This is a genomic window from Rhodovulum tesquicola (assembly GCF_024128855.1).
Taxonomy (GTDB): domain Bacteria; phylum Pseudomonadota; class Alphaproteobacteria; order Rhodobacterales; family Rhodobacteraceae; genus Rhodovulum; species Rhodovulum tesquicola.
The window spans coordinates 84332-104026 of sequence record NZ_JAMYDV010000009.1; the positions used below are offsets into that span (position 1 = coordinate 84332).

The 19695-nt window shown below is 67.3% G+C and carries 21 protein-coding genes; 9 read left to right on the top strand and 12 right to left on the bottom strand.

The window, feature by feature from the left end:
• Positions 1-6 precede the first annotated feature (6 nt).
• The 4 genes from NHN26_RS09820 to NHN26_RS09835 all read right to left on the bottom strand — a co-directional run bounded on the left by NHN26_RS09820 (position 7) and on the right by NHN26_RS09835 (position 3987).
• On the bottom strand, positions 7-405 hold the full coding sequence (locus NHN26_RS09820; protein ID WP_253089302.1) for a hypothetical protein: 399 nt from the start codon (positions 403-405) through the stop codon (positions 7-9).
• Between the two features lie 138 nt (positions 406-543).
• Positions 544-1503: an acetyl-CoA carboxylase carboxyltransferase subunit alpha gene (locus NHN26_RS09825; protein ID WP_253089303.1), complete on the bottom strand. Its 960-nt coding sequence runs from the start codon at positions 1501-1503 to the stop codon at positions 544-546.
• A 237-nt stretch (positions 1504-1740) separates the two neighbouring features.
• Positions 1741-2823 carry a cysteine synthase A gene (gene cysK, locus NHN26_RS09830; RefSeq protein ID WP_253089304.1) on the bottom strand — a complete coding sequence of 361 codons (1083 nt, stop codon included), beginning with the start codon at positions 2821-2823 and terminating at the stop codon, positions 1741-1743.
• Between the two features lie 204 nt (positions 2824-3027).
• Complete coding sequence (locus NHN26_RS09835; protein ID WP_253089305.1) at positions 3028-3987, bottom strand: L-malyl-CoA/beta-methylmalyl-CoA lyase; 960 nt, start codon at positions 3985-3987, stop codon at positions 3028-3030.
• 294 nt (positions 3988-4281) lie between these two features.
• Here NHN26_RS09835 and dgcN point away from each other — a divergent pair, with 294 nt between their 5' ends.
• The 3 genes from dgcN to NHN26_RS09850 are packed head-to-tail and all read left to right on the top strand — an operon-like array spanning position 4282 to position 7151.
• The gene (gene dgcN / locus NHN26_RS09840; RefSeq protein ID WP_253089306.1) at positions 4282-5283 is read left to right on the top strand and encodes an N-acetyltransferase DgcN; all 1002 of its coding nucleotides are present in this window, start codon (positions 4282-4284) and stop codon (positions 5281-5283) included.
• 9 nt (positions 5284-5292) lie between these two features.
• Positions 5293-6258, top strand: a complete 966-nt coding sequence (gene dgcA / locus NHN26_RS09845) for an N-acetyl-D-Glu racemase DgcA (protein ID WP_253089307.1) — start codon at positions 5293-5295, stop codon at positions 6256-6258.
• Positions 6259-6290: 32 nt separating this feature from the next.
• The gene (locus NHN26_RS09850) at positions 6291-7151 is read left to right on the top strand and encodes a D-amino-acid transaminase (RefSeq protein ID WP_253089308.1); all 861 of its coding nucleotides are present in this window, start codon (positions 6291-6293) and stop codon (positions 7149-7151) included.
• 91 nt (positions 7152-7242) lie between these two features.
• Here NHN26_RS09850 and NHN26_RS09855 read toward each other — a convergent pair whose 3' ends face one another.
• The 5 genes from NHN26_RS09855 to NHN26_RS09875 all read right to left on the bottom strand — a co-directional run bounded on the left by NHN26_RS09855 (position 7243) and on the right by NHN26_RS09875 (position 11185).
• Entirely contained in the window at positions 7243-8889 is a 1647-nt protein-coding gene (locus NHN26_RS09855; RefSeq protein ID WP_253089309.1) for a SulP family inorganic anion transporter, read from the bottom strand.
• A 138-nt stretch (positions 8890-9027) separates the two neighbouring features.
• Complete coding sequence (locus NHN26_RS09860) at positions 9028-9417, bottom strand: hypothetical protein (RefSeq protein ID WP_253089310.1); 390 nt, start codon at positions 9415-9417, stop codon at positions 9028-9030.
• Complete coding sequence (locus NHN26_RS09865) at positions 9407-10042, bottom strand: DUF5671 domain-containing protein (protein WP_253089311.1); 636 nt, start codon at positions 10040-10042, stop codon at positions 9407-9409. The genes NHN26_RS09860 and NHN26_RS09865 overlap by 11 nt, the downstream gene beginning before the upstream one ends.
• A 73-nt stretch (positions 10043-10115) precedes the next feature.
• Positions 10116-10430, bottom strand: coding sequence for a DUF1244 domain-containing protein (locus NHN26_RS09870; protein WP_253089312.1), 315 nt, complete (start codon positions 10428-10430; stop codon positions 10116-10118).
• Positions 10431-10447: 17 nt separating this feature from the next.
• Positions 10448-11185, bottom strand: a complete 738-nt coding sequence (locus NHN26_RS09875; RefSeq protein ID WP_253089313.1) for an N-formylglutamate amidohydrolase — start codon at positions 11183-11185, stop codon at positions 10448-10450.
• Positions 11186-11327: 142 nt separating this feature from the next.
• On the opposite strand from NHN26_RS09875, the gene pyk reads away from it, so the two are divergent.
• Positions 11328-12773, top strand: coding sequence for a pyruvate kinase (pyk, locus tag NHN26_RS09880; protein WP_253089314.1), 1446 nt, complete (start codon positions 11328-11330; stop codon positions 12771-12773).
• Positions 12774-12805: 32 nt separating this feature from the next.
• Positions 12806-13030: a hypothetical protein gene (locus tag NHN26_RS09885; RefSeq protein WP_253089315.1), complete on the top strand. Its 225-nt coding sequence runs from the start codon at positions 12806-12808 to the stop codon at positions 13028-13030.
• A gap of 100 nt (positions 13031-13130) precedes the next feature.
• On the opposite strand, the gene NHN26_RS09890 is transcribed toward NHN26_RS09885, so the two are convergent.
• On the bottom strand, positions 13131-14093 hold the full coding sequence (locus NHN26_RS09890; protein ID WP_253089359.1) for an NADPH:quinone oxidoreductase family protein: 963 nt from the start codon (positions 14091-14093) through the stop codon (positions 13131-13133).
• 331 nt (positions 14094-14424) lie between these two features.
• Here NHN26_RS09890 and NHN26_RS09895 point away from each other — a divergent pair, with 331 nt between their 5' ends.
• Positions 14425-14793 (top strand): helix-turn-helix domain-containing protein, encoded by a 369-nt coding sequence (locus NHN26_RS09895; protein WP_253089316.1) that lies wholly within the window; start codon positions 14425-14427, stop codon positions 14791-14793.
• Positions 14794-14882: 89 nt separating this feature from the next.
• On the top strand, positions 14883-15683 hold the full coding sequence (locus NHN26_RS09900) for an inositol monophosphatase family protein (protein ID WP_253089317.1): 801 nt from the start codon (positions 14883-14885) through the stop codon (positions 15681-15683).
• Between the two features lie 260 nt (positions 15684-15943).
• On the opposite strand, the gene NHN26_RS09905 is transcribed toward NHN26_RS09900, so the two are convergent.
• The gene (locus tag NHN26_RS09905) at positions 15944-16483 is read right to left on the bottom strand and encodes a hypothetical protein (protein ID WP_253089318.1); all 540 of its coding nucleotides are present in this window, start codon (positions 16481-16483) and stop codon (positions 15944-15946) included.
• Positions 16484-16730: 247 nt separating this feature from the next.
• Between NHN26_RS09905 and infC the strand changes: the two genes are divergently transcribed.
• Together infC and NHN26_RS09915 are read left to right on the top strand one after the other, a co-directional pair.
• A complete protein-coding gene (gene infC / locus NHN26_RS09910) occupies positions 16731-17222 on the top strand; it encodes a translation initiation factor IF-3 (protein ID WP_253089319.1) in 492 nt (163 codons plus the stop codon).
• A gap of 106 nt (positions 17223-17328) precedes the next feature.
• Positions 17329-18753 carry a protoglobin domain-containing protein gene (locus tag NHN26_RS09915; RefSeq protein WP_253089320.1) on the top strand — a complete coding sequence of 475 codons (1425 nt, stop codon included), beginning with the start codon at positions 17329-17331 and terminating at the stop codon, positions 18751-18753.
• Positions 18754-18898: 145 nt separating this feature from the next.
• Here NHN26_RS09915 and NHN26_RS09920 read toward each other — a convergent pair whose 3' ends face one another.
• Positions 18899-19690 (bottom strand): FAD binding domain-containing protein, encoded by a 792-nt coding sequence (locus NHN26_RS09920; RefSeq protein WP_253089321.1) that lies wholly within the window; start codon positions 19688-19690, stop codon positions 18899-18901.
• Positions 19691-19695 lie beyond the last annotated feature (5 nt).

The window sequence follows — 19695 nt, forward strand, 5'->3', positions numbered from 1 at the left end:
TCCCCGCTATTCGGCGGCGGTGGCATGCGCCGGCATCGGGTCGAGCACCGGGCGCAGCTTGCGCACATTGCGCGGGCTGCCGGCGGTGCTGACCCGGCGCGGCTGCACCGTGATCTCCATCGGGTCGTCATAGCGCGGCGCGCCGCGCTCGGAAGCCGCCATCCGGTCGAGCCGGGAGTCGCGGGCGCGGCGGAACACCAGCACATGGCGGTCGGCACGGCGGGAAAGGGGCCAGCGCCCGACCCGACAGGGCACCGTCTCGGCGCCCGCGAAATCCCAGCCGCCCGCGCCCATCTCGTTCATGATCTCGGTCAGCGCCGCGGAAAACGCTTGGTCCCCGCGCAACGCACCGCTGCGGCCCACCCGGCCCGGCGCCGGCAATACGGCGAACTCGAATTGCTGCATGGCAAATACCCCCTTCTACAGGGGCGATGTGACCCGAACGAGGTCAGGGCCGCAAGCCGCATGACGGCAACGTGGCGGCAAAACTGTGTCCACAATATGGCAACCACCGCCACAATTGCGGCGACAGCGCAGCGCGCCTCAGGCGGCAAGCCCCTTCGAACCCATGTCGAGGAACTTTCGCCGCCGCTCTGAAATCAGCGCGGCACGGTCCAGACCGTCGAGCTCCTTGAGCATCACGCGCAGGTTGCGCCCGACCGCCTCGATCGTCTGCTCGCGCCCGCGCTGGGCGCCACCCAGGGGTTCGGCGATGATCCGGTCGATCACGCCCAGCTTCAGCAGATCCTGCGCGGTCAGGCGCAGCGCCTCGGCCGCCTCACGCATCTTCTCGGCATCCTTCCACAGGATCGAGGCGCAGCCCTCGGGCGAGATCACCGAATAGACCGAATGTTCCAGCATCGCGACGCGATTGGCCGTGGCGAACGCGACCGCGCCGCCCGATCCGCCCTCGCCGATGATGACGCTGAGAAGCGGCACGCCGATCTGCAGGCATTTCTCGGTCGCCCGCGCGATCGCCTCGGACTGGCCGCGCTCCTCGGCGCCCTTGCCGGGATAGGCGCCGGGCGTGTCCACCAGCGTGATCACCGGCATGCGGAAACGGTCGGCCATGTCCATCAGGCGGACCGCCTTGCGATAGCCCTCCGGCCGGGCCATGCCGAAATTGCGCTCGAGCCGGGTCTTGGTGTCGAACCCCTTCTCATGCCCGATCACCACCACAGGGCGGTCGTCGAACCGCGCGATGCCGCCCATCACCGCATTGTCCTCGGCAAAGTTCCGGTCGCCCGCCAGCGGCGTGTATTCGGCGAACAGCGCCTCGATATAGTCCCTGCAATGCGGCCGATCCGGGTGGCGCGCCACCTGGCATTTCCGCCAGGGCGTCAGGTTCTTGTAAAGGTCCTGCAACAGCGTGGCGGCCTTGCGGTCGAGCGCAGCCGCCTCCTGCTCGACATCCATCTCTGCATTGGCCCGGGCCATCGCCCGCAATTCCTCGGCCTTGCCCTCGATCTCGGCCAGCGGCTTTTCGAATTCGAGATAGTTCATCGACGGCCCCTCTTGTCGCTGGCGGCTATATGACCGTCGCCAGCGGCATTTGCAACATGACAGCAGGCCGCTCCGGCCGCCACCCTGCCCCGGCCCTTCTGTTTCTTCTTGGCCAAAATACCCATGCCGCCCCCTCCACCCCCTCCCCCCGGTCCGGGGCGGGGAAAGGCAGGGGGTCCGGGGGGCGGCAGCCCCCCGGCGGGGCGGCTTGCGCAAGCAAGCCGAAACCGGAAAGCCTCAGCCCAGCCGGAAGCCCGGCGTCGAGGCGGAAATCGCGCGTTCCTCCTCGTCCATCTCCTCGGAGATCGTCTCGAACAGCGGCGTCGACAGGTAGCGCTCGCCGGTATCGGGCAGCATCGCCAGGATCACCGATCCCGGTTCCGCGCCTTCGGCCACCTCCAGGGCGACCGCGAAACTCGCTCCGCCCGAGATGCCGGTCAGGATGCCTTCCTTGCGCGCAAGCTCCTGCGCCCGGCGGATGGCGTCCGGCCCGGTCACCGGCACCAGCTCGTCGTAGAACCCCTTGTCGATGGCCTCCTGCAGCACCAGCGGGATGAAATCGGGCGTCCAGCCCTGGATCGGATGCGGCTCGAAGGCGGGGTGACTGGCCTCGGGCTCGCCTTCCGCGTTGCGCGCCTGCCCCTGCCCCGAGCCGATCAGCCCGGCATTGGCGGGCTCGCTCAGGATGATCCGGGTCTCGGGCCGTTCGCGGCGCAGCACCCGGCCCAGCCCCGTCACCGTGCCGCCCGTGCCATAGCCCGTGACGACGTAATCCAGCCGCTGCCCGGCGAAATCGGCCAGGATCTCGCGCGCGGTCGTCGCCTCGTGGATATCGGCATTGGCCCCGGTCTCGAACTGGTGGGCCAGGAACCAGCCATTCGCCGCGGCCAGTTCCTGCGCCTTGCGGACCATGCCCATCGCCTTGTCGGCCCGGGGCGTCAGCACCACCTTGGCGCCCAGCATCCGCATCAGCCGGCGGCGTTCGACCGAAAAGCTTTCGGCCATGGTGATGACCAGCGGATAGCCCTTGGCCGCGCAGACCATGGCCAGCCCGATGCCGGTATTTCCGCTGGTCGCCTCGACCACCGTCTGGCCGGGTTTCAGCGCGCCGGACCGCTCGGCCGCCTCGATGATGTTCACCGCCAGCCGGTCCTTGACCGAGGCGCCGGGGTTGAACGCCTCGGCCTTGACGTAGATCGTCACGTCCTTCGGACCCAGATTGTTGATGCGGATCGCGGGCGTGTCCCCGATCGTGTCGAGCACGCTGTCGAACAGCCGCCCGCGCCCTGCGGTGGTCCGGATGTCGGCATGATCGGCCATTGGTCTCTCCCTGTCTGGTGTCGCGGATCGGCGCGACCATAGCAGAACGGGCGGCGGGCGCACGGGGGGCGGGCCATGCGGGCGGCAAAAGGGAGGCTGTCGGCCCCTGCCCCGCGCGGGCCGGACGGCGTTCCGCCGGGGCCGGGGCGGACAGGAAAACGGGGCCTTGCGGCCCCGTCTCGTGGTCCCGGCGTTCGCGCGGCGTTACGTTCCGGCGATCATCTCGGCCTGCTTGACGATCACCTCGGCCTGCTTGATCGAGGCGATATCGACCAGGCGGCCCTTGTAGACGGTCGCGCCCGCGCCTTCGACCTTGGCCTTTTCCATCGCGGCCAGAATCTCGCGCGCCTCGGTCACGGCCGCCTCGGACGGCGTGAACACCTCGTTGGCCAGCGCCACCTGCTTGGGATGGATCGCCCATTTGCCGACCATGCCCAGCGTGGCCGAGCGCCGCGCCTGGGCATAGAACCCCTCGTCATCCGAGAAATCGCCGAACGGCCCGTCGACCGGCAGCACGCCATGGGTGCGGCAGGCGGCGACGATGCTGGCCTGCGCCCAGTGCCAGGGATCGGACCAGTATTTCGCCCCCGCATGGTGCATGTAATAGTTTTCCTGCGTGCCGCCGATGCCGGTGGTCTGCATCCCCATCGAGGCGGCGAAATCGGCGGCGCCCAGCGACATCGCCTGAAGCCGGGGGCTGGCGGCGGCGATTTCCTCGACATGGGAAATCCCGGCGGCCGATTCGATGATGACCTCGAAGCCCAGCGGCTTGGTGCGGCCCATCGCCCGCTCGACCGAGGTCACCAGCGCATCGACGGCATAGATATCGGCCGCGCAGCCCGCCTTGGGGATCATGATGAGATCCAGCCGGTCGGAGGCCTGTTCCAGCAGGTCGACCACATCGCGATACCAGTAGCCCGAATCGAGCCCGTTGATCCGCACGCTCAGCGTCTTGTTGCCCCAGTCGATATCGCCGATGGCCTGGATCACGTTCTTGCGGGCCTGCGCCTTGTCGTCGGGGGCGACCGAATCCTCCAGATCGAGGTTGATCACATCCGCGGCGCTGGCCGCCATCTTCTCGAACAGCTGGGGCCGCGAACCGGGGCCGAAAAGCTGGCAGCGGTTCGGGCGCGCGACGGGGGTGGGCTGGATGCGGAAGCTCATGGTCGGGTCTCCTTGAAAGGATCTGTCCGGTCGTTCGGGTTCGGGGATAGAAAATTGCGCCCGGCTGGGCAAGCGGTTTCGCCGCGCCGCAGCGTCGGCACCCGCGATTCTGATGATGGGACCACCGGAACGGGGGAAGGTTCGCATATTTCTGCGATTGAACGACGTTTCTTGCGTCATCTTGTCGTTTTGAACACGATCCTTCATGCCGCGGGCGCATTCCCGGCACAGATCGGCAGGACATCCCTGCGCGCCTTGCTAGGCTCTGGCCGACAAACGCAAGGGAGCCCCGCGATGATCCAGACCCCCTATCTGCTGTTCCTGGGCGATGCGCCCGATCCGCTGGCCGCCAAGGTCGCGCAGGGCATCCGCGACTGGCGGCCCGGCAACGCCGTCGCGCAATTCCGGATGGAGGGCTGCAAGGCCGATCTGCGCCTGCCCGACATGACGCTGACCGAGGCGCGCGCGGCGGGCGCGAAGACGCTGGTGGTCGGCGTCGCGAACCGCGGCGGGGTCATCAGCCCGGCCTGGAAAAAGGTACTGGTGGCCGCGCTGGAAGAAGGCTTCGATCTGGCCAGCGGCCTGCACAACCTGCTGCGCGACGAACCCGATCTGGCCGCGGTCGCCGCCGCCTGCGGGCGGCACTTGCATGACGTGCGGGTGCCCCCGGTCGCCTATCCCATCGCCAACGGGCTGCGCCGGTCGGGTCGGCGCTGTCTGGCGGTGGGCACCGATTGTTCGGTCGGCAAGATGTATACCGCGCTTGCCATGGATCGCGAGATGCAGGCGCGCGGGATGAAGGCCACGTTCCGCCCGACCGGGCAGACCGGCATCCTGATTACCGGGGACGGCGTGCCGCTGGATGCGGTGGTGGCCGATTTCATGGCGGGTGCCGTGGAATGGCTGACCCCCGACAACGACCCCGACCATTGGGATCTGATCGAGGGTCAGGGCAGCCTGTTCCACCCCTCCTATTCCGGGGTCACGCTGGCGCTGATCCATGGCGGGCAGCCCGATGCGCTGATCCTCAGCCACGAGCCCACGCGCGCCCATATGCGCGGGCTGCCGCACTTTGCCCTGCCCAAGCTGGAGGCGCTGCGCGACCTGTCGCTGCAGCTGGCGCAGGTGGTCAATCCGGGCTGCAAGGTGGTCGGCATCTCGATCAACACCGCCGCCATGGGCGAGGACGAGGCTCTGGCGCATCTGGAGAGTGTCGAGCGGCGAATGGGGCTGCCCACGGTCGATCCGTTCCGGCAGGGCGCGGGGCGTCTGGTGGACGCGCTGGCGGCGCTGTAGGCTGCGCCCATGCAGATCGTCGTCACACCCGAAAGCTTCGCGCTGAAAGAACCCTTTGCCATCTCGCGCGGCAGCAGGACCGCGGCCGAGGTGCTGACCGTGCGGATCGCCGCCAATGGCGCGATGGTCTGGGGCGAATGCGTGCCCTATGCCCGCTACGGCGAATCGCCTGAAAGCGTCGCCGCCCAGATCGCGGGTCTGCCCGAACGGTTCGACCGCGCGGCCTTGCAGGAACTGTTGCCGCCGGGCGCGGCGCGCAACGCCGTCGATTGCGCGCTGTGGGATCTGGCCGCCAAGCGGGCCGACCGGCGCGTGTGGCAACTGGCGGGCCTGCCTGCGCCAAAGCCCGTGATCACGGCCTACACCCTGTCGCTGGGCACGCCCGAGACCATGCGCGCGGCGGCCGAGCGGAACGCGCAACGCCCGCTTCTGAAGGTCAAGCTGGGCACCGAAGACGACATGGCCCGGATCGAGGCGGTGCGCGCGGGCGCGCCCAAATCGCGCATCATCGTCGATGCGAACGAGGGCTGGACGCCCGACATCTACACCGAGCTTGCGCCGCATCTGGTGCGGCTGGGCGTCGAGATGGTGGAGCAGCCCCTGCCCGCGGGCGCCGACGACATGCTGGCCGAGATCGCCCGCCCCCTGCCCGTCTGCGCGGACGAAAGCTGCCATGACCGCGCCTCGCTGCCCGGGCTCAAGGGCAAGTATGACATGGTCAACATCAAGCTCGACAAGACCGGCGGGCTGACCGAGGCGCTGGCGCTGAAAAAGGTCGCCCGCGCCCAGGGATTCGGGATCATGGTGGGCTGCATGGTCGGCACGAGCCTTGCCATGGCGCCCGCCGTGGTGCTGGCCCAGGGCGCGGCGGTGACGGATCTTGACGGCCCGCTGCTTCTGGCCGAAGACCGCCCCAATGCGCTGCACTACGACGCGAAGGGCGTGCATCCGCCCGATGCGTTCCTGTGGGGCTGACGCCGGGCCGCAAGAGCGAAAGGACCAGAGCGATGAGCCGGATCGTCTATGTCAATGGGGAATACCTGCCCGAGGATCAGGCGAAGGTCTCGGTCTTCGACCGCGGCTTCCTGTTCGCCGATGGCGTCTACGAGGTGACCAGCGTCATCGACGGCAAGCTGGTCGATTTCCCCGGCCATGCCGCGCGGCTGGAACGCTCGCTGACCGAACTGGACATGCCCTCGCCGCTGACATCCGGCGAATTGCTGTCGATCCATCGCGAACTGGTGGCGCGCAACAACGTGACCGAGGGAATGGTCTATCTTCAGATCACCCGCGGCGCGCCCGAAGACCGCGATTTCGTCTTTCCCGATCCGGCCTTGACGCCGCAGACCGTGGTGCTGTTCACCCAGTCCAAGGGGCTGGTCGACAGCCCCGCGGCGCAGACCGGGCTGAAGGTGATCTCGATCCCCGATATCCGCTGGGGGCGGCGCGACATCAAGACCGTCCAACTGCTGTATCCGTCGGTCGGCAAGATGATGGCCAGGCGCGCGCGAGCGGATGATGCCTGGATGGTCGAGGACGGTTTCGTGACCGAAGGGACATCGAACAACGCCTATATCGTCAAGGATGGCAAGATCATCACTCGGCAGCTTGGTACCGAGATCCTGCACGGGATCACCCGCGCCGCCGTGCTGGCCTTCGCCCGCGAGGCGCAGATGAAAATCGAGGAACGCCCCTTCACCATCGACGAGGCACAGGCCGCGGACGAGGCGTTCATCACCTCGGCCTCGACCTTCGTGATGCCGGTGGTTTCGGTCGACGGGGCCGTGCTGGGCGACGGCACGCCGGGCCCGGTCGCGCGGCGGTTGCGCGAGATCTATATCGAGCAAAGTCGCAAGGCGGCGGTCTGAGGCGGCACCGGCGCTGGGGGGCGCTGCCCCCCGTCCTTGCGGACTCCCCCCGGGATATTTGCGGCCAGAAGAAGTACAGGTCGGCCCCGGATCAGTCGGTGATCCGGGCGCGTGCGGTCCTTGTGTCGGGGGCGGTGGCGGCGTGGTCCGGCAGGCCTGCGGCACGCAGCAGGTCCATATGCTGGGGATGAGGCCCGGCCAGCGTCACCTCCATCCCCTGATCGAGCGCCTTCCGGATGAAACCCGACAGCGAATGCGCCCCGGTCATGTCGAGCACCGGCACATCGGCAAGATCGAGGATCAGGTGGCGGGGCCGCGCCACGATGCGGTCCAGCACGCTTTCGATCACCGGGGCCGAGCCGAAGAAATAGGCCCCCGTAAGGCGCAGCACGACCGTCTGGCGGGTTTCGCCGCGATCCTCGGGGCGGGATTCGGTGTCGGTCTCGTCCATGGTGGCATCAACCCCGCTCATCTGCGCCATGCGGTGCAGGAAGACCAGCGCGCCGAGCGCGAGCCCGAGGATGATCGCCTCAGTCAGGTCGCGCAGGACGGTGGTCACCAGAGTTGCCAGCAGCACCACCGCCTCGGCGCGCGAGGTGCGGGCAAGCGTCGCGATGGCCTTGACGTCGATCATGTGCAGCGAGACCGAGATCAGCACGCCTGCAAGCGCCGCGATGGGGATTGCACTGGCAAGCGGGGCCAGCAGCAGCACAACGGCCAGCAGCGCAAGCGCGTGGATCATGCCCGCGATGGGGCCATGGGCACCAGCACGCACATTGGTCGCGGTGCGCGCGATGGTGCCGGTGACGCAGAGCCCGCCGAAACAGGCCGCGCCCATATTGGCGAAGCCCTGCCCGATCAGTTCCACATTCGAGCGATGCCGCCGCCCGGTCATCGAATCCGCCACCACCGCGGACAGAAGCGACTCGATCGCCCCCAGTAGTGTGAAGGCCAGCGCATCGGGCAGAACGGCCAGCACCTTGTCCCATGTGAAACCGGGCAGCGCGGGCATGGGCAGGCTCTGCGCGATGCCGCCAAAGGCCGAGCCGATGGTCGGCACATCAAGCTTCAGCAGCCAGACCGTCAGTCCCGCCAGCGCGATCGCCGCCAGCATGCCCGGAAAGCGCGGCGCATGGCGGCGCTGCACCAGGATCAAGGCGAAAGTGCCGATCCCCAGCAAAAGGTTCAGCGGGCTCAGCGTGGGCAGCGCATTCCACAGCACCGGCAGCTTGTCGAGGAAGGGGCCGGGTTCCGGGCCGTCAAGCGTCAGCCCCAGGAAGGGGCGCATCTGGCTGGCAAGGATGATCAGGCCGATTCCCGCGGTGAACCCCACCGTCACCGGGTAGGGGATGAACTTGACGAAGCCGCCCAGCCGGAACGCGCCCAGCGCGGTCAGCATCAGCCCCGACAGGAAGGTGGCCAGCATCAGCCCGTCAAGCCCGTGGCGCTGCACGGTCGCAAGCACCAGCACGATGAAGGCGCCCGCCGGCCCGCCGATCTGGTAGCGGCTGCCGCCGAGGAAGGAGACGAGGAAGCCGCCCACGATGGCCGTGACCAGACCGCGGTCGGGCGGCACGCCAGACGCGATGGCGATGGCCAGCGACAGCGGCAGCGCCACCACCGCCACGGTCAGCCCCGCGATCAGGTCGGCGCGGAACTGGCGCAGCCCATACCCCTCGGCCAGGACCGAAACGAGTTTCGGCGTGAACTGGAGAAAGGGCGAACTGTGCGGGGCCATGGCGCTCCTCGGCATCGGGATGTCCCGGATCCGGAAACGCCGCCCCCTGCCTTGCGGTCGGGGCGGCGCGCTCGGGCCGAGTCGGGGTCAGTCTATCGCGAAAACCGCATCGCGGAAGGGGGCGGCCCAGGGCCCCTTTCAGGGCCGTGGAGGAAATACCAGACAGCCCGTGGCGGGATCGAGATCGCCGCGGCGGGTGCCACGCAACCACTCGGCGTCCTCGAACCCCGCACACAGCCGGAACGCGCCCCCGGCAAGCCTTTCGTAGCGATAGGGCGTGCCGGTAAAGGGATCGGCAAGGCGGATCTCGCGCGGGCAGGCATCACCCGGCACAAGGGCTGCGGGCAGGTCCCCGGTCCCGGCCAGACAATAGGCCAGGTCGGCCAGCGCCTGTAGATCGGTCAGCCGGGTGACGTCACGCTTTTCCATCCGTCCCTTGCCCGGTCCGCCCGTGGCCAGCAGGCCAAGCCCCACCAGCCCTACGACAAGGATGGCAAGCAGCGTGCGGGCAAGCGTCTCAGGCCGCATCGTCGGGGTCCGCCATCTCGCCGCGGAAATAGACCAGCACAATGCCCGCCGTCACCGCGACCAGCCCCGCCTTGGCAAGGAAGCGCAGGGTCAGGTCACCGCCCAGCGCCGCGTAGATCACCGCGATCAGGTCGCCCAGCAGTGCCAGCGTGGCCAGAAACAGCGTCAGATGCCCGAACCAGCGCCGTACCGCCGACGGCCGAAGCCCCTGATCGCGCCGCGCCGCCCGGGTCGTGCGTTGGTTCAGGACCAGGAACAGCGGAAAGAACACCACGAGCGAGGCGATCGACCAGCGGATCGCATCGGCCGAATAATAGGTCGCAGGATCGGTCAGCGACGGAATCCAGCGGTCGACCAGACGGAAACCCAGCGCGGTGACATGCCAGGTGGTCATGGCAAGCGCGAGGAACATCAACCCGTAGACAAAGGCCTCGCGCGCCGAAAGATAGGGGCGCGGGCGCGGCACCGGGGGCAGGAAATCGCCCTCGGCCCAGGCGCCCAGCGCCTCGGCTTTCTCGGTCTCGGTCCAGCCGGCCGCGCGCAGGGCCGCGGCGATCTCGGCGCGGCTGCGCCCGGCGGCCAGCGCCTCGGCCACGAATTGCGACAATTGCTCGGCGGGACGCATGGGCAGGCTCCGGGTCAGGCGCGGCCAGTCTGGCAGAACCGGGATGGCATACCTTGATGCAGGTCAGCCCGGATCAGTCGCGCGGACCTACATTCTCGGCAAAGGCCCTGACAAAGGCGTCCTGTTTCTCGGGGCTCGCCTCGGTCTGGTGCGCGGCCTTCCAGTCATCATAGGGCATGCCGTAGAAATCCGCGCGCGCCTCGGCCTGGGTCATCGCGATGCCGTGCTCGGCGGCCGCCTCCTGCACCCAGCGCGACAGGCAGTTGCGGCAGAAGCCCGCCAGGTTCATCAGGTCGATATTCTGCACATCGGGCCGATCCTCCATCAGGTGCCGGCGCAGCCTGCGGAAAGCGGCGGCCTCGATCTCGGTGCGGGTGGCGTCGTCCATGGTTCGTCCTCCTCCTGTCAAAGCCCGGTTTCGGCCAGCACCCCGGTCAGGATCGGCGCCAGCCTCTCGGCCCAGCCGATCTGGTCGGTCTCGGTCGCGATCACGTCGTTGCGCAGCTCGATCAGCACATTGGGCAATCCGTTCGCGATGGCATGCCGGTCGATCGCATCGCCCGGCAGATGGCCGCCATAGGGCTCGTTCTCGCCCACGCACAGACCGGGCTCGCGCCGCAGCCGGTCGATCAGCGGCCGCGCCAGCCGGTCGTCGGCGGCATGCAGGATGCCGATCTGCCAGGGCCGCGGATCGCGCCCGGCAAGGCGCGGCGTGAAACTGTGGACCGAGACGAAGACCGTGCCCGGACGCCGCGCCAGCCGCGCCAGTTCCCCATCATAGGGCCGCCAGAACGCCGCCAGACGCCGCAGGGTCTCGGTCTCGTCCACGGCGCGGTTCGCGGGGATCACGGTGCCATCGTAAAGCCGCATCACCAGCGTGGGATCGTCCTCGCCCCGGTTCGGGTCGATCACCAGCCGCGAAAACCGAGTCGCCACATAGGGCGCCCCCAGCAATTCGGCCAGGTGCCGCGCCACACCCGCCGCGCCCGGATCCCAGGCGATATGACGGGCCATGTCCGCCGCCGCGATCCCCAGGTCGCCCCCGTTCACCGAAGGCGGCACGATATTGGTGGCATGATCGCACGTCACCAGCCAGCGGGACATGCGCCCCGCCTCGATCGTCTCGAACGGCCGATAGGTCATGTGCGTGTCATCTTTCACGGTGACAAACCTATAGGACAGCCGCGGCAGAAGCACCAGTTGTCACTGGACCGGGTTTTGTCCTAGAGAGTGTGTGTACCGGGGCATACACCCGCGCCGGGCTTCAGCCAAACGATGGGGCAGGATGAGACGTCTACGCAACCTCAAGGTCGTGGCCACGCTTGGGCCGGCCTCCGACGATTACGACATGATCCGCAACCTGTTCGAGGCGGGGGCCGATGTGTTCCGCCTGAACATGAGCCATGGCGCGCATGAGGAAATCGCGCGCCGCCACGCGATCATCCGCCAGATCGAACAGGATACCGGACGGCCCATCGCGATCCTGGCCGATCTTCAGGGGCCGAAACTGCGCTGCGGGGTCTTTGCAAGCGGCGCGGCGGAACTGGAGGACGGACAGGATTTCCGGCTCGATCTCGACCCTGCACCGGGCGAGGCGCATCGGGTGCAACTGCCCCATCCCGAGATCTTCGCCGCCCTCGAACCGGGATCGACGCTGCTGGTCAATGACGGCAAGATCCGGTTGCGGGTAAAGGCATGCGGTCCCGACTTCGCGGATTGCGAGGTGGTCGTGGGCGGCACGATCTCGAACCGCAAGGGCGTGAACGTGCCCGACGTGGTGCTTCCGCTGGCCGCGCTGTCCGACAAGGACCGGCGCGATCTGGATTTCGTGCTGGAACTCGGTGTCGACTGGATCGCGCTGAGTTTCGTGCAGCGCCCCGAGGACGTGACCGAGGCGCGTGCCATCATCGGCGAGCGCGCCGCGATCCTGTCCAAGATCGAGAAGCCCGCCGCGGTGAAATGCTTCGACGAGATCCTGGCCGTGTCGGACGGGATCATGGTGGCGCGCGGCGATCTGGGGGTGGAAATCCCGGTCCAGAACGTGCCGCCGATCCAGAAGCGGCTGGTGCGCGCCTGCCGGGCCGCGGCCAAGCCCGTGATCGTCGCCACCCAGATGCTTGAAAGCATGATCGAAAGCCCGATGCCCACCCGTGCCGAGGTCTCGGACGTCGCCACCGCGATCTATGAAGGCGCGGACGCCGTGATGCTCTCTGCCGAATCCGCAGCCGGCCAATACCCGATCGAGGCGGTGACCACGATGAACAACGTGGCGATCGAGGTCGAAAGCGACCCGACCTATCGCACCATCATCGAATCGAGCCGCCAGGCCAGCCGCACGACCGTGGCCGATGGCATCGTCGCCGCCGCGCGCGAGATCGCCGAGACCACCGACATCAAGGCGATCTGCTGCTTCACCGAAAGCGGCACCACCGCGCTCAAGACCGCGCGCGAACGCCCGCGCGTGCCGATCCTGGCGCTGACGCCCTATGCCGCCACGGCGCGCAGGCTCTGCCTGTCCTGGGGCATCAACTGCTTCTTCAACGACAAGGTCGAACGCTTCAAGATGGCGGTGGTCAGCGCCGCGCGCGCAGCCCGCGCGGGCGGCTATGGCGATGGCGAGGACCGGATCATCGTGATCGCGGGCCTGCCCTTCAACATCCCCGGCTCGACCAACATCCTGCGCGTGGCGCCCTGCGAGGAACGGTTGATCTTCAACGTGGAACCGGAATAATCGGCGCAGCGCAATCAGGCCGGAACAGCGCCATGCAGGCGGACCTCTATCTGGTGATCGGATGCATCGTCGGCCTGCTGGCAGTGCCCGCATTGCTGTCGGCCTTCGCCCATGGCCACGCGCCCCGGGCGGGGGCGATCATGGTGCTGATCTCGGGCGGGCTGATCGCGCTGGCGGTGATGCAGAACCCCAAGGGCTATACGGTCGAGCAACTGCCCGCCGTCTTCGCCCGGGTGATCGAGCGCTACATCAACTGACCCCGGCCGTGGCAATGACAGACGACCCTGTCCTTCTTCTGGCCCGAAATATCCCGGGGGGAGTCCGCAAGGACGGGGGGCAGCGCCCCCCTGCCCCGGTTCAGCCCATCGTGACCACGACCTTGCCCGTCGCCTTGCGCTCGCGCAACAGCGCCAGCGCCTCGGCCGCGCGGTCGAGCGGCAGGACATGGCTGACATGCGGGCTCAGCCCGCCCTCGGCATGCCAGCGGAACAGCGTCGCCAGACTGTCGGTCAGCACTTCGGGCCGGAAGGCCAGATAGCCGCCCCAGTAAAGCCCCATCACGCTCAGGTTCTTGACCATCAGGTGATTGGCCTTGATCTGCGGCACGTCGCCCGAGGCAAAGCCGATCACCAGGATCCGCCCCTCGGGCTTGCAGGCCCGCATTGCCGCGGTGAACAGATCGCCGCCGACCGGATCGTAGACCACATCGGCACCGCCCAACGCCAGGACCGCCTCGCGAAGATCGCCCGCATCGCTGTCGATCAGGTGATCGGCCCCGGCCGCGCGGGCAACCTCCAGCCGCTCGGCCCCGCGGGCGCAGGCGATCACGCGCGCGCTCATCCGCTTGCCGATCTCGACCGCGGTCAGCCCCACGCCGCCCGCCGCCCCCAGCACCAGCAGTGTCTCGCCCGGGGCCAGCCGCGCCTTGTGGTCCAGCGCGACATGGCTGGTGCCATAGGCGACCTGGAACGCCGCCGCCGCCTCGAAGGTCATGCCTTCGGGAAGCGGGACGCAGCGACTGGCCGGAAAGCAGCCCGCCTCGGCCAGCCCGCCCGATCCGGCAAAAACCGCGACGCGACGGCCTAAAAGCCCCGGATCGACGTCCGGGCCCAGCGCCTCGACCGTGCCGGCAAGCTCCATGCCCAGCGTCACGGGCAGCGGCGGGCGTTCCTGATAGCGGCCCTCGATCATCAGCAGATCGGCAAAGTTCAGCCCGCAGGCCGCGATCCGCACGCGCAACTCGCCCGGTCCGGGTGCGGGCAGGGCGACCTCCTCGATGCGGGGGGCGGTGCCGAACTCGGCGATCCGGAAGGCGCGCATCATGTCCGTCTCCTCTCGGCAGGTGATTCCCCGCGGAGGGTAGCGGCGACTGCGACCATGGACCAGCGGACCCGTATTTCGCATTATGCAAAGGTCACTCGGGTGAAACCTCTTGCAATTTGCAAAGCCGTCGGCGGATTCTCGCGTTACGCAACCTCTGCGCGAGCATGAGTCGGCCGACTTTACCCACGATAGGCTCGCCACAGCGCCTTCTGCAAAAATAAATTTCTTTCGTCCACAACGCCTTGATGCCATCATGCACGCATTGGTTGCCGTAGCAAACACTTTGGCACGCAACTTGCTTTATTATGGGTGTTAGAGGAGTTCGCTTATGAAACACCCCGTAGACGTCCATGTTGGAAAACGCATAAGACACAGACGCTGGATGGTGGGCATGACCCAGCAGCAGCTGGCCGAGAAGGTCGGGATCAAGTTCCAGCAGATCCAGAAATACGAGACTGGCATGAACCGTGTCAGCGCGTCGCGCCTTTGGGACATCGCCGATGCGCTTGACGTGGCGGTCAGCTTCTTCTTCGAGGGGCTGGACGGCAAGATGGCAGAGGGCGAGGGGCAAGGCATGCCCGACGACATCCTGTCAGACAAGGAGGCGCTGGAGCTGGTGCGTTCCTACTACGCGATCCCGGAAAACCAACGGCGCCGACTGTTCGAACTGGCGCGGGTGCTGAGCGACGTCGCCTGACGCGCGTGCTTGACGGAACCCGGCCGGGCGGATAGCGCCCGGACTAAGGGGCGCTTCGTCCCCGTTCCGCAGGCCAGCCTGGAGGCAGAATGCCCCGTTTCGACCCCGACGACCTGATCGCCACCGCCCACGCGCTGGCGGATGCCGCGCGTGCAGCGACGCTTGTCCATTTCCGGGGCGCGGCGCTCGGCGTCGAGAGCAAGTCCCAGGCCGGGTTCGATCCGGTCACCTGTGCCGACCGCGAGGCCGAAGCGGCGATGCGCGCCGTTCTGGCCGAACGGCGGCCGGATGACGCGATTCTCGGCGAGGAACTTGCCGGGGTCACGGGCAGCACCGGGTTGACCTGGGTGCTGGACCCGGTGGATGGCACCCGCAGTTTCATGTGCGGCACGCCCACCTGGGGGGTGCTGATCGCGGTGGCGGACGAGACCGGGCCATTCTTCGGCCTGATCGACCAGCCCTATATCGGCGAGCGTTTCATCGGCGGGCTGGGTCTGGCCGAATTGCAGGCCCGGGCGGGGCACCGCAAGCTGAAAACGTCCATGCCGAGACCGCTGGCCGAGGCATCGCTGTTCACCACCTTCCCCGAGATCGGCAGCGCCGATGAGGCCCGCGCCTTTGCCGAACTGGCCGCGCAGGTTCGGCTGACCCGCTACGGGCTGGACTGCTACGCCTATGCCCTTCTGGCACTGGGCCAGATCGACCTCGTGGTCGAGGCCGGGTTGCAGGCCTATGACGTCCAGGCCCCCATCGCGGTGATCGAAGCGGCGGGCGGCATCGTCACCGACTGGCGCGGTGGGTCGGCGCATCAGGGCGGGCGGGTGATCGCGGCGGCCAACAGCGCGGTGCATGCCGAGGCGCTGGAGATACTGTCGCGGACTCCGGTCTAGCTACTATCCGTTTTAAGCGGAGTTCAGTGCCGCGCGAGGTCTGTTTCAGAGCCGAAACCGCGGGCGCGCGCGATGGACGAGCGATGTACGCGCGGGTCAGTCGGCGTCCCCCGGACCGTCGCGCGCAGGGCTGCCTGATCGGGTGCGCGCTTGGAGCAGGCCACCAAAAAAAGAGCCCGCAAGACACTGGTCTTGCGGGTTCATTTTTAGGTGTCGGGTGCCGAGACACGCGCCGTAATAGGGACGCGCGCGCGTGGCTCTTACATGCCCAGTGCGGTCCGCACCTGGTCGAGCACGCCACCCAACATCTCGGGCACGTTGCGCGCAGTCTCGACAGTCGCCTTCAGGGCGCCTTTCTCGGCATCGTCCAGCGACGAGTCGTCGATCATAGCGATGACGGCATCGGCATCGAATCCCTCGGGGCTCAGCACGTCGGCAGGCGGCGTTGTCACGGCCTCCTCGACCGCTTCAGCCGCGTCCGTCACCGTTTCCTCGACGGCGTCCGCAGCATCCTCGGCGATATCGGCGGCCTCTTCAGCGGCGCTGTCGACCGCCTCCGTCGCGTCTTCTACAGCCTCTTCCACTGCCTCGTCGGCGGCTTCCGCGGCCTCTTCCACCGCCTCTTCGGCGGCTTCCGCGGCCTCTTCGGCCTCCTCGATCACCTCCTCGACGGCCTCGTCGGGCGACTCGACCGCAACCTCGGGCGCCGCTTCATCCTCGGCCATGTTGCCGATATACCAGACATAGCCGCCGACCCCGACGGCGGCGAGGATGACGATCGTGATCAGGGCTTTCTTCATGGTTGTTTCCTCATCTCGCGTGCACGCGCAGTTCTTGCGCTGCCTGCTTGTTGCACAAAACGACGCACAGACAAACCGGAACGAACGCCGCAGCGGCGTTTCTCTGCCGAAACGGCCGCGGGAAAACCGCCTTGAAGCAAGACGTTCCCACGAGTAATTTGATCGTCAGCATTCACGGTAGAAAAGGAACCATACCATAGCCCGCAGACCCCACAACGCGCCTCCCACGCGAGACACCGGTCCCCGCGTGAACGAGCGTATTCGTGCCCCCGAGATCCGCCTCATCGGCGCGGAAGGCGAGAACATCGGTGTCGTGACCCCCGAACGGGGAATGGCCCTGGCCGAGGAAGCGGGACTCGATCTCGTCGAAATTTCGCCGACCGCCACGCCTCCGGTCTGCAAGATCATGGATTTCGGCAAGTTCAAGTATGAAAGCCAGAAACGCGAGTCCGAAGCTCGCAAGAAGCAGAAGATCATCGAGATCAAGGAGGTCAAGTTCCGCCCGAACACCGACACCCATGACTACGAGGTCAAGATGCGCAGCGTCATGCGCTTCCTCGAGAATGGCGACAAGGTGAAGGTGACGCTGCGTTTCCGCGGTCGCGAGATGGCTCACCAGAATCTCGGGCGCGAGTTGCTGGAGCGGGTGGCCGAGGACGTAAAGGAACTCGGCAAGGTCGAGAACATGCCCAAGATGGAAGGGCGTCAGATGGTGATGATGATCGGGCCGCTGAAGTAGCCGCCCTGGCCATGGCCGGATCTGTAGGGGGCCGTCCGTGGGGACGGCCCTTTCTCTTTGGGTAACGCTTCCGCCAAATATCGGGCAATGCCTTAAATTCGCCTCGGTGACGGTAACGCGCGGTCAACATCTTGCTGCTTTGTTGGAGGAAGACAGTTGCCAATCCTCCCAAAAAAGGGCCGGCCCCATCATGCAGAAACGTGAACCCACCCGCCTGTGGGCCTACGGCCTTGACCGTACGGCCCGGGACTCGCTCAAGGACGCCGGCAAGATCATCATCCCGCATCTCGACGAGATGCTCGACGATTTCTACACCGATGTCGACAACGCGCCCGAATGGTCCGACTTCTTCAAGAAGCCGGGGCTTCGCCTTCATGCCAAGACCAAGCAGAAGGAGCATTGGATCAGGCTGTTCACCAACGATTTCACGCCGGACTATTTCAAGGCCGCTGACACGATCGGCCGGGTTCACTTCCGAATCGGTCTGCCATTCCGTCACTATGTCGCCTCTTACGCGCGTGTTTCGGCGCGGCTTCAAAAGATGCTGGCCGCAGAAACCCGCAGCATCCTGCCCTTCCTGGGCCAGAGCAGGAACAACGATCTGGTCGACGCGCTCAGCCGCGCACTCCTGCTCGACATCGAACTGGCGATCACCGGCTTCCAGGACGCCCAGACCGAAGCGTTCGAAGGCCGGATCCATGCCCTCGGCGAAAGCTTTGAGGCAGAGGTCGGTCGGGTCGTCGATGTGCTGCACGCGTCGATGAGCCAGTTGCACAGCGCTGCCAACGGCCTCGATACGGAGATCATGGGCGCCCGGCAAGGGGCGGGGTCGGTTTCGGCCAATGCGGGCCAGATCGTGACCAGCACCCAGTCCGTCGCCGCCGCGATCGAACAGTTGTCAGCCTCGATCTCCTCGATCACTCAGGATGTCGTCGCGGCCGCCTCGGCCTCTGTCAACGCTGCAGCCGAGGCCGAGGCGTCGACGGATCAGGTGGTTGCGCTTCAGACCGCGGTCGAGGAAATCGGCGAGGTGGTCAGCCTGATTTCCTCGATCGCACGCCAGACCAACCTGCTGGCCGTCAACGCCACCGTCGAGGCCGCCCGCGCTGGCGACGCGGGCAAGGGCTTCGCCGTCGTCGCCTTCGAGGTCAAGGCGCTTGCCCAGCGCATCAGCGAGGCGACCGCATCGATCACCGACCGCATCGGCCGGATCCAGACCGAAAGCGGCACGATGGCGGCACGGATGTCGGAGATCGGCGAAAGCGTCCGGCGGGTGAAGGGCTTCACAGAAAGCATCCGGACCGCGGTGGACGAACAGAAGCAGGCGGCGCAACACATCGCCTCGCATGCCGAATCGACCGCGGCCAGCAGCAACGAAATGGCAGGCATGATCCATGACGTCTCGACGCGGGTCGAGCGTACCGGCACCACCTCCGGTACGCTGAAGGACGCCGTGGCCACCGTCTCGGGCGAAACGGTGACATTGTCGGAACGGGTGCGAATCTTCCTCGGATCGCTGCGCGCGGCCTGACAACCGCTCCGCGGGGCGTTGGCTGCGTCGGTGCGTCCAATGTTCCTTGCGCTGGCGAGCCATGAAGCCCTGCCACCGTCCAGGGACAAGAACGCCCCCGCCGGTCCAACCGGCGGAGGCTCGATTTGATTGCGCGTCGCGCTGCTCAGCCCGCGGCGGTGACGGCCCGGCCGGTCAGCACCTTGACCAGATGCGCGCGGTATTCGGGCGAGCCGTGCAGGTCGCCGATCATCATGTCGGCATCCAGCGACAGCCCCGCGATGGCGCCCGCGCTGAAATCGCCGGAAAGCGCCGCCTCGGCCTCGGCCCAGCGGAACACACCCCCTTCCGAGGCGCCGGTCACCGCGACGCGTACGCCGTCGTCGTATTTCGCCACGAACACCCCCACCAGCGCAAAGCGTGAGGCCGGTTGCTCGAACTTCTGATAGGCCGCGCGTTCGGGCACCGGGAAACGGACCTCGGTGATGATCTCGCCATCCTCGAGGGCGGTGGTGAACATGCCCTGGAAGAAGTCGTCCGCCGCGATGTCGCGGTTGACCGTGCGGATCGTCGCGCCAGAGCCCAGCGCCGCGGCCGGATAGCAGGCCGAGGGGTCGTTATTGGCCAGCGACCCGCCGATGGTGCCGCGATTGCGCACCGCCGGATCGCCGATATTGCCCGCAAGGGCCGCCAACGCCGGGTAATGCGCCGCCGCCTCGGCCGCGACCACCGCATGCGGGGTCGCGCCTCCCACGCAGACCGCGCCATCATCGGCGATGCAGACCCCCTTGAGTTCCGCAAGCCCGCTCAGGCAGACCAGTTTCGCAGGCGCCGCCAGCCGCTGCTTGAGCGTGGGGATCAGCGTCTGCCCCCCGCCCAGCGCCTGCGCCTCTTCGGCACCCAGCGCCGTTACCGCCTCGTCCAGCGTCGCCGGGCGCACGAGTTCGAAAGCATACATGCGTG

Bases quoted from the DNA above. Each gene is read 5' to 3' on its own strand.
- NHN26_RS09820 (WP_253089302.1), bottom strand. From the start codon at position 405: ATGCAGCAATTCGAGTTCGCCGTATTGCCGGCGCCGGGCCGGGTGGGC.
- NHN26_RS09825 (WP_253089303.1), bottom strand. From the start codon at position 1,503: ATGAACTATCTCGAATTCGAAAAGCCGCTGGCCGAGATCGAGGGCAAG.
- cysK (WP_253089304.1), bottom strand. From the start codon at position 2,823: ATGGCCGATCATGCCGACATCCGGACCACCGCAGGGCGCGGGCGGCTG.
- NHN26_RS09835 (WP_253089305.1), bottom strand. From the start codon at position 3,987: ATGAGCTTCCGCATCCAGCCCACCCCCGTCGCGCGCCCGAACCGCTGC.
- dgcN (WP_253089306.1), top strand. From the start codon at position 4,282: ATGATCCAGACCCCCTATCTGCTGTTCCTGGGCGATGCGCCCGATCCG.
- dgcA (WP_253089307.1), top strand. From the start codon at position 5,293: ATGCAGATCGTCGTCACACCCGAAAGCTTCGCGCTGAAAGAACCCTTT.
- NHN26_RS09850 (WP_253089308.1), top strand. From the start codon at position 6,291: ATGAGCCGGATCGTCTATGTCAATGGGGAATACCTGCCCGAGGATCAG.
- NHN26_RS09855 (WP_253089309.1), bottom strand. From the start codon at position 8,889: ATGGCCCCGCACAGTTCGCCCTTTCTCCAGTTCACGCCGAAACTCGTT.
- NHN26_RS09860 (WP_253089310.1), bottom strand. From the start codon at position 9,417: ATGCGGCCTGAGACGCTTGCCCGCACGCTGCTTGCCATCCTTGTCGTA.
- NHN26_RS09865 (WP_253089311.1), bottom strand. From the start codon at position 10,042: ATGCGTCCCGCCGAGCAATTGTCGCAATTCGTGGCCGAGGCGCTGGCC.
- NHN26_RS09870 (WP_253089312.1), bottom strand. From the start codon at position 10,430: ATGGACGACGCCACCCGCACCGAGATCGAGGCCGCCGCTTTCCGCAGG.
- NHN26_RS09875 (WP_253089313.1), bottom strand. From the start codon at position 11,185: ATGACCTATCGGCCGTTCGAGACGATCGAGGCGGGGCGCATGTCCCGC.
- pyk (WP_253089314.1), top strand. From the start codon at position 11,328: ATGAGACGTCTACGCAACCTCAAGGTCGTGGCCACGCTTGGGCCGGCC.
- NHN26_RS09885 (WP_253089315.1), top strand. From the start codon at position 12,806: ATGCAGGCGGACCTCTATCTGGTGATCGGATGCATCGTCGGCCTGCTG.
- NHN26_RS09890 (WP_253089359.1), bottom strand. From the start codon at position 14,093: ATGCGCGCCTTCCGGATCGCCGAGTTCGGCACCGCCCCCCGCATCGAG.
- NHN26_RS09895 (WP_253089316.1), top strand. From the start codon at position 14,425: ATGAAACACCCCGTAGACGTCCATGTTGGAAAACGCATAAGACACAGA.
- NHN26_RS09900 (WP_253089317.1), top strand. From the start codon at position 14,883: ATGCCCCGTTTCGACCCCGACGACCTGATCGCCACCGCCCACGCGCTG.
- NHN26_RS09905 (WP_253089318.1), bottom strand. From the start codon at position 16,483: ATGAAGAAAGCCCTGATCACGATCGTCATCCTCGCCGCCGTCGGGGTC.
- NHN26_RS09920 (WP_253089321.1), bottom strand. From the start codon at position 19,690: ATGTATGCTTTCGAACTCGTGCGCCCGGCGACGCTGGACGAGGCGGTA.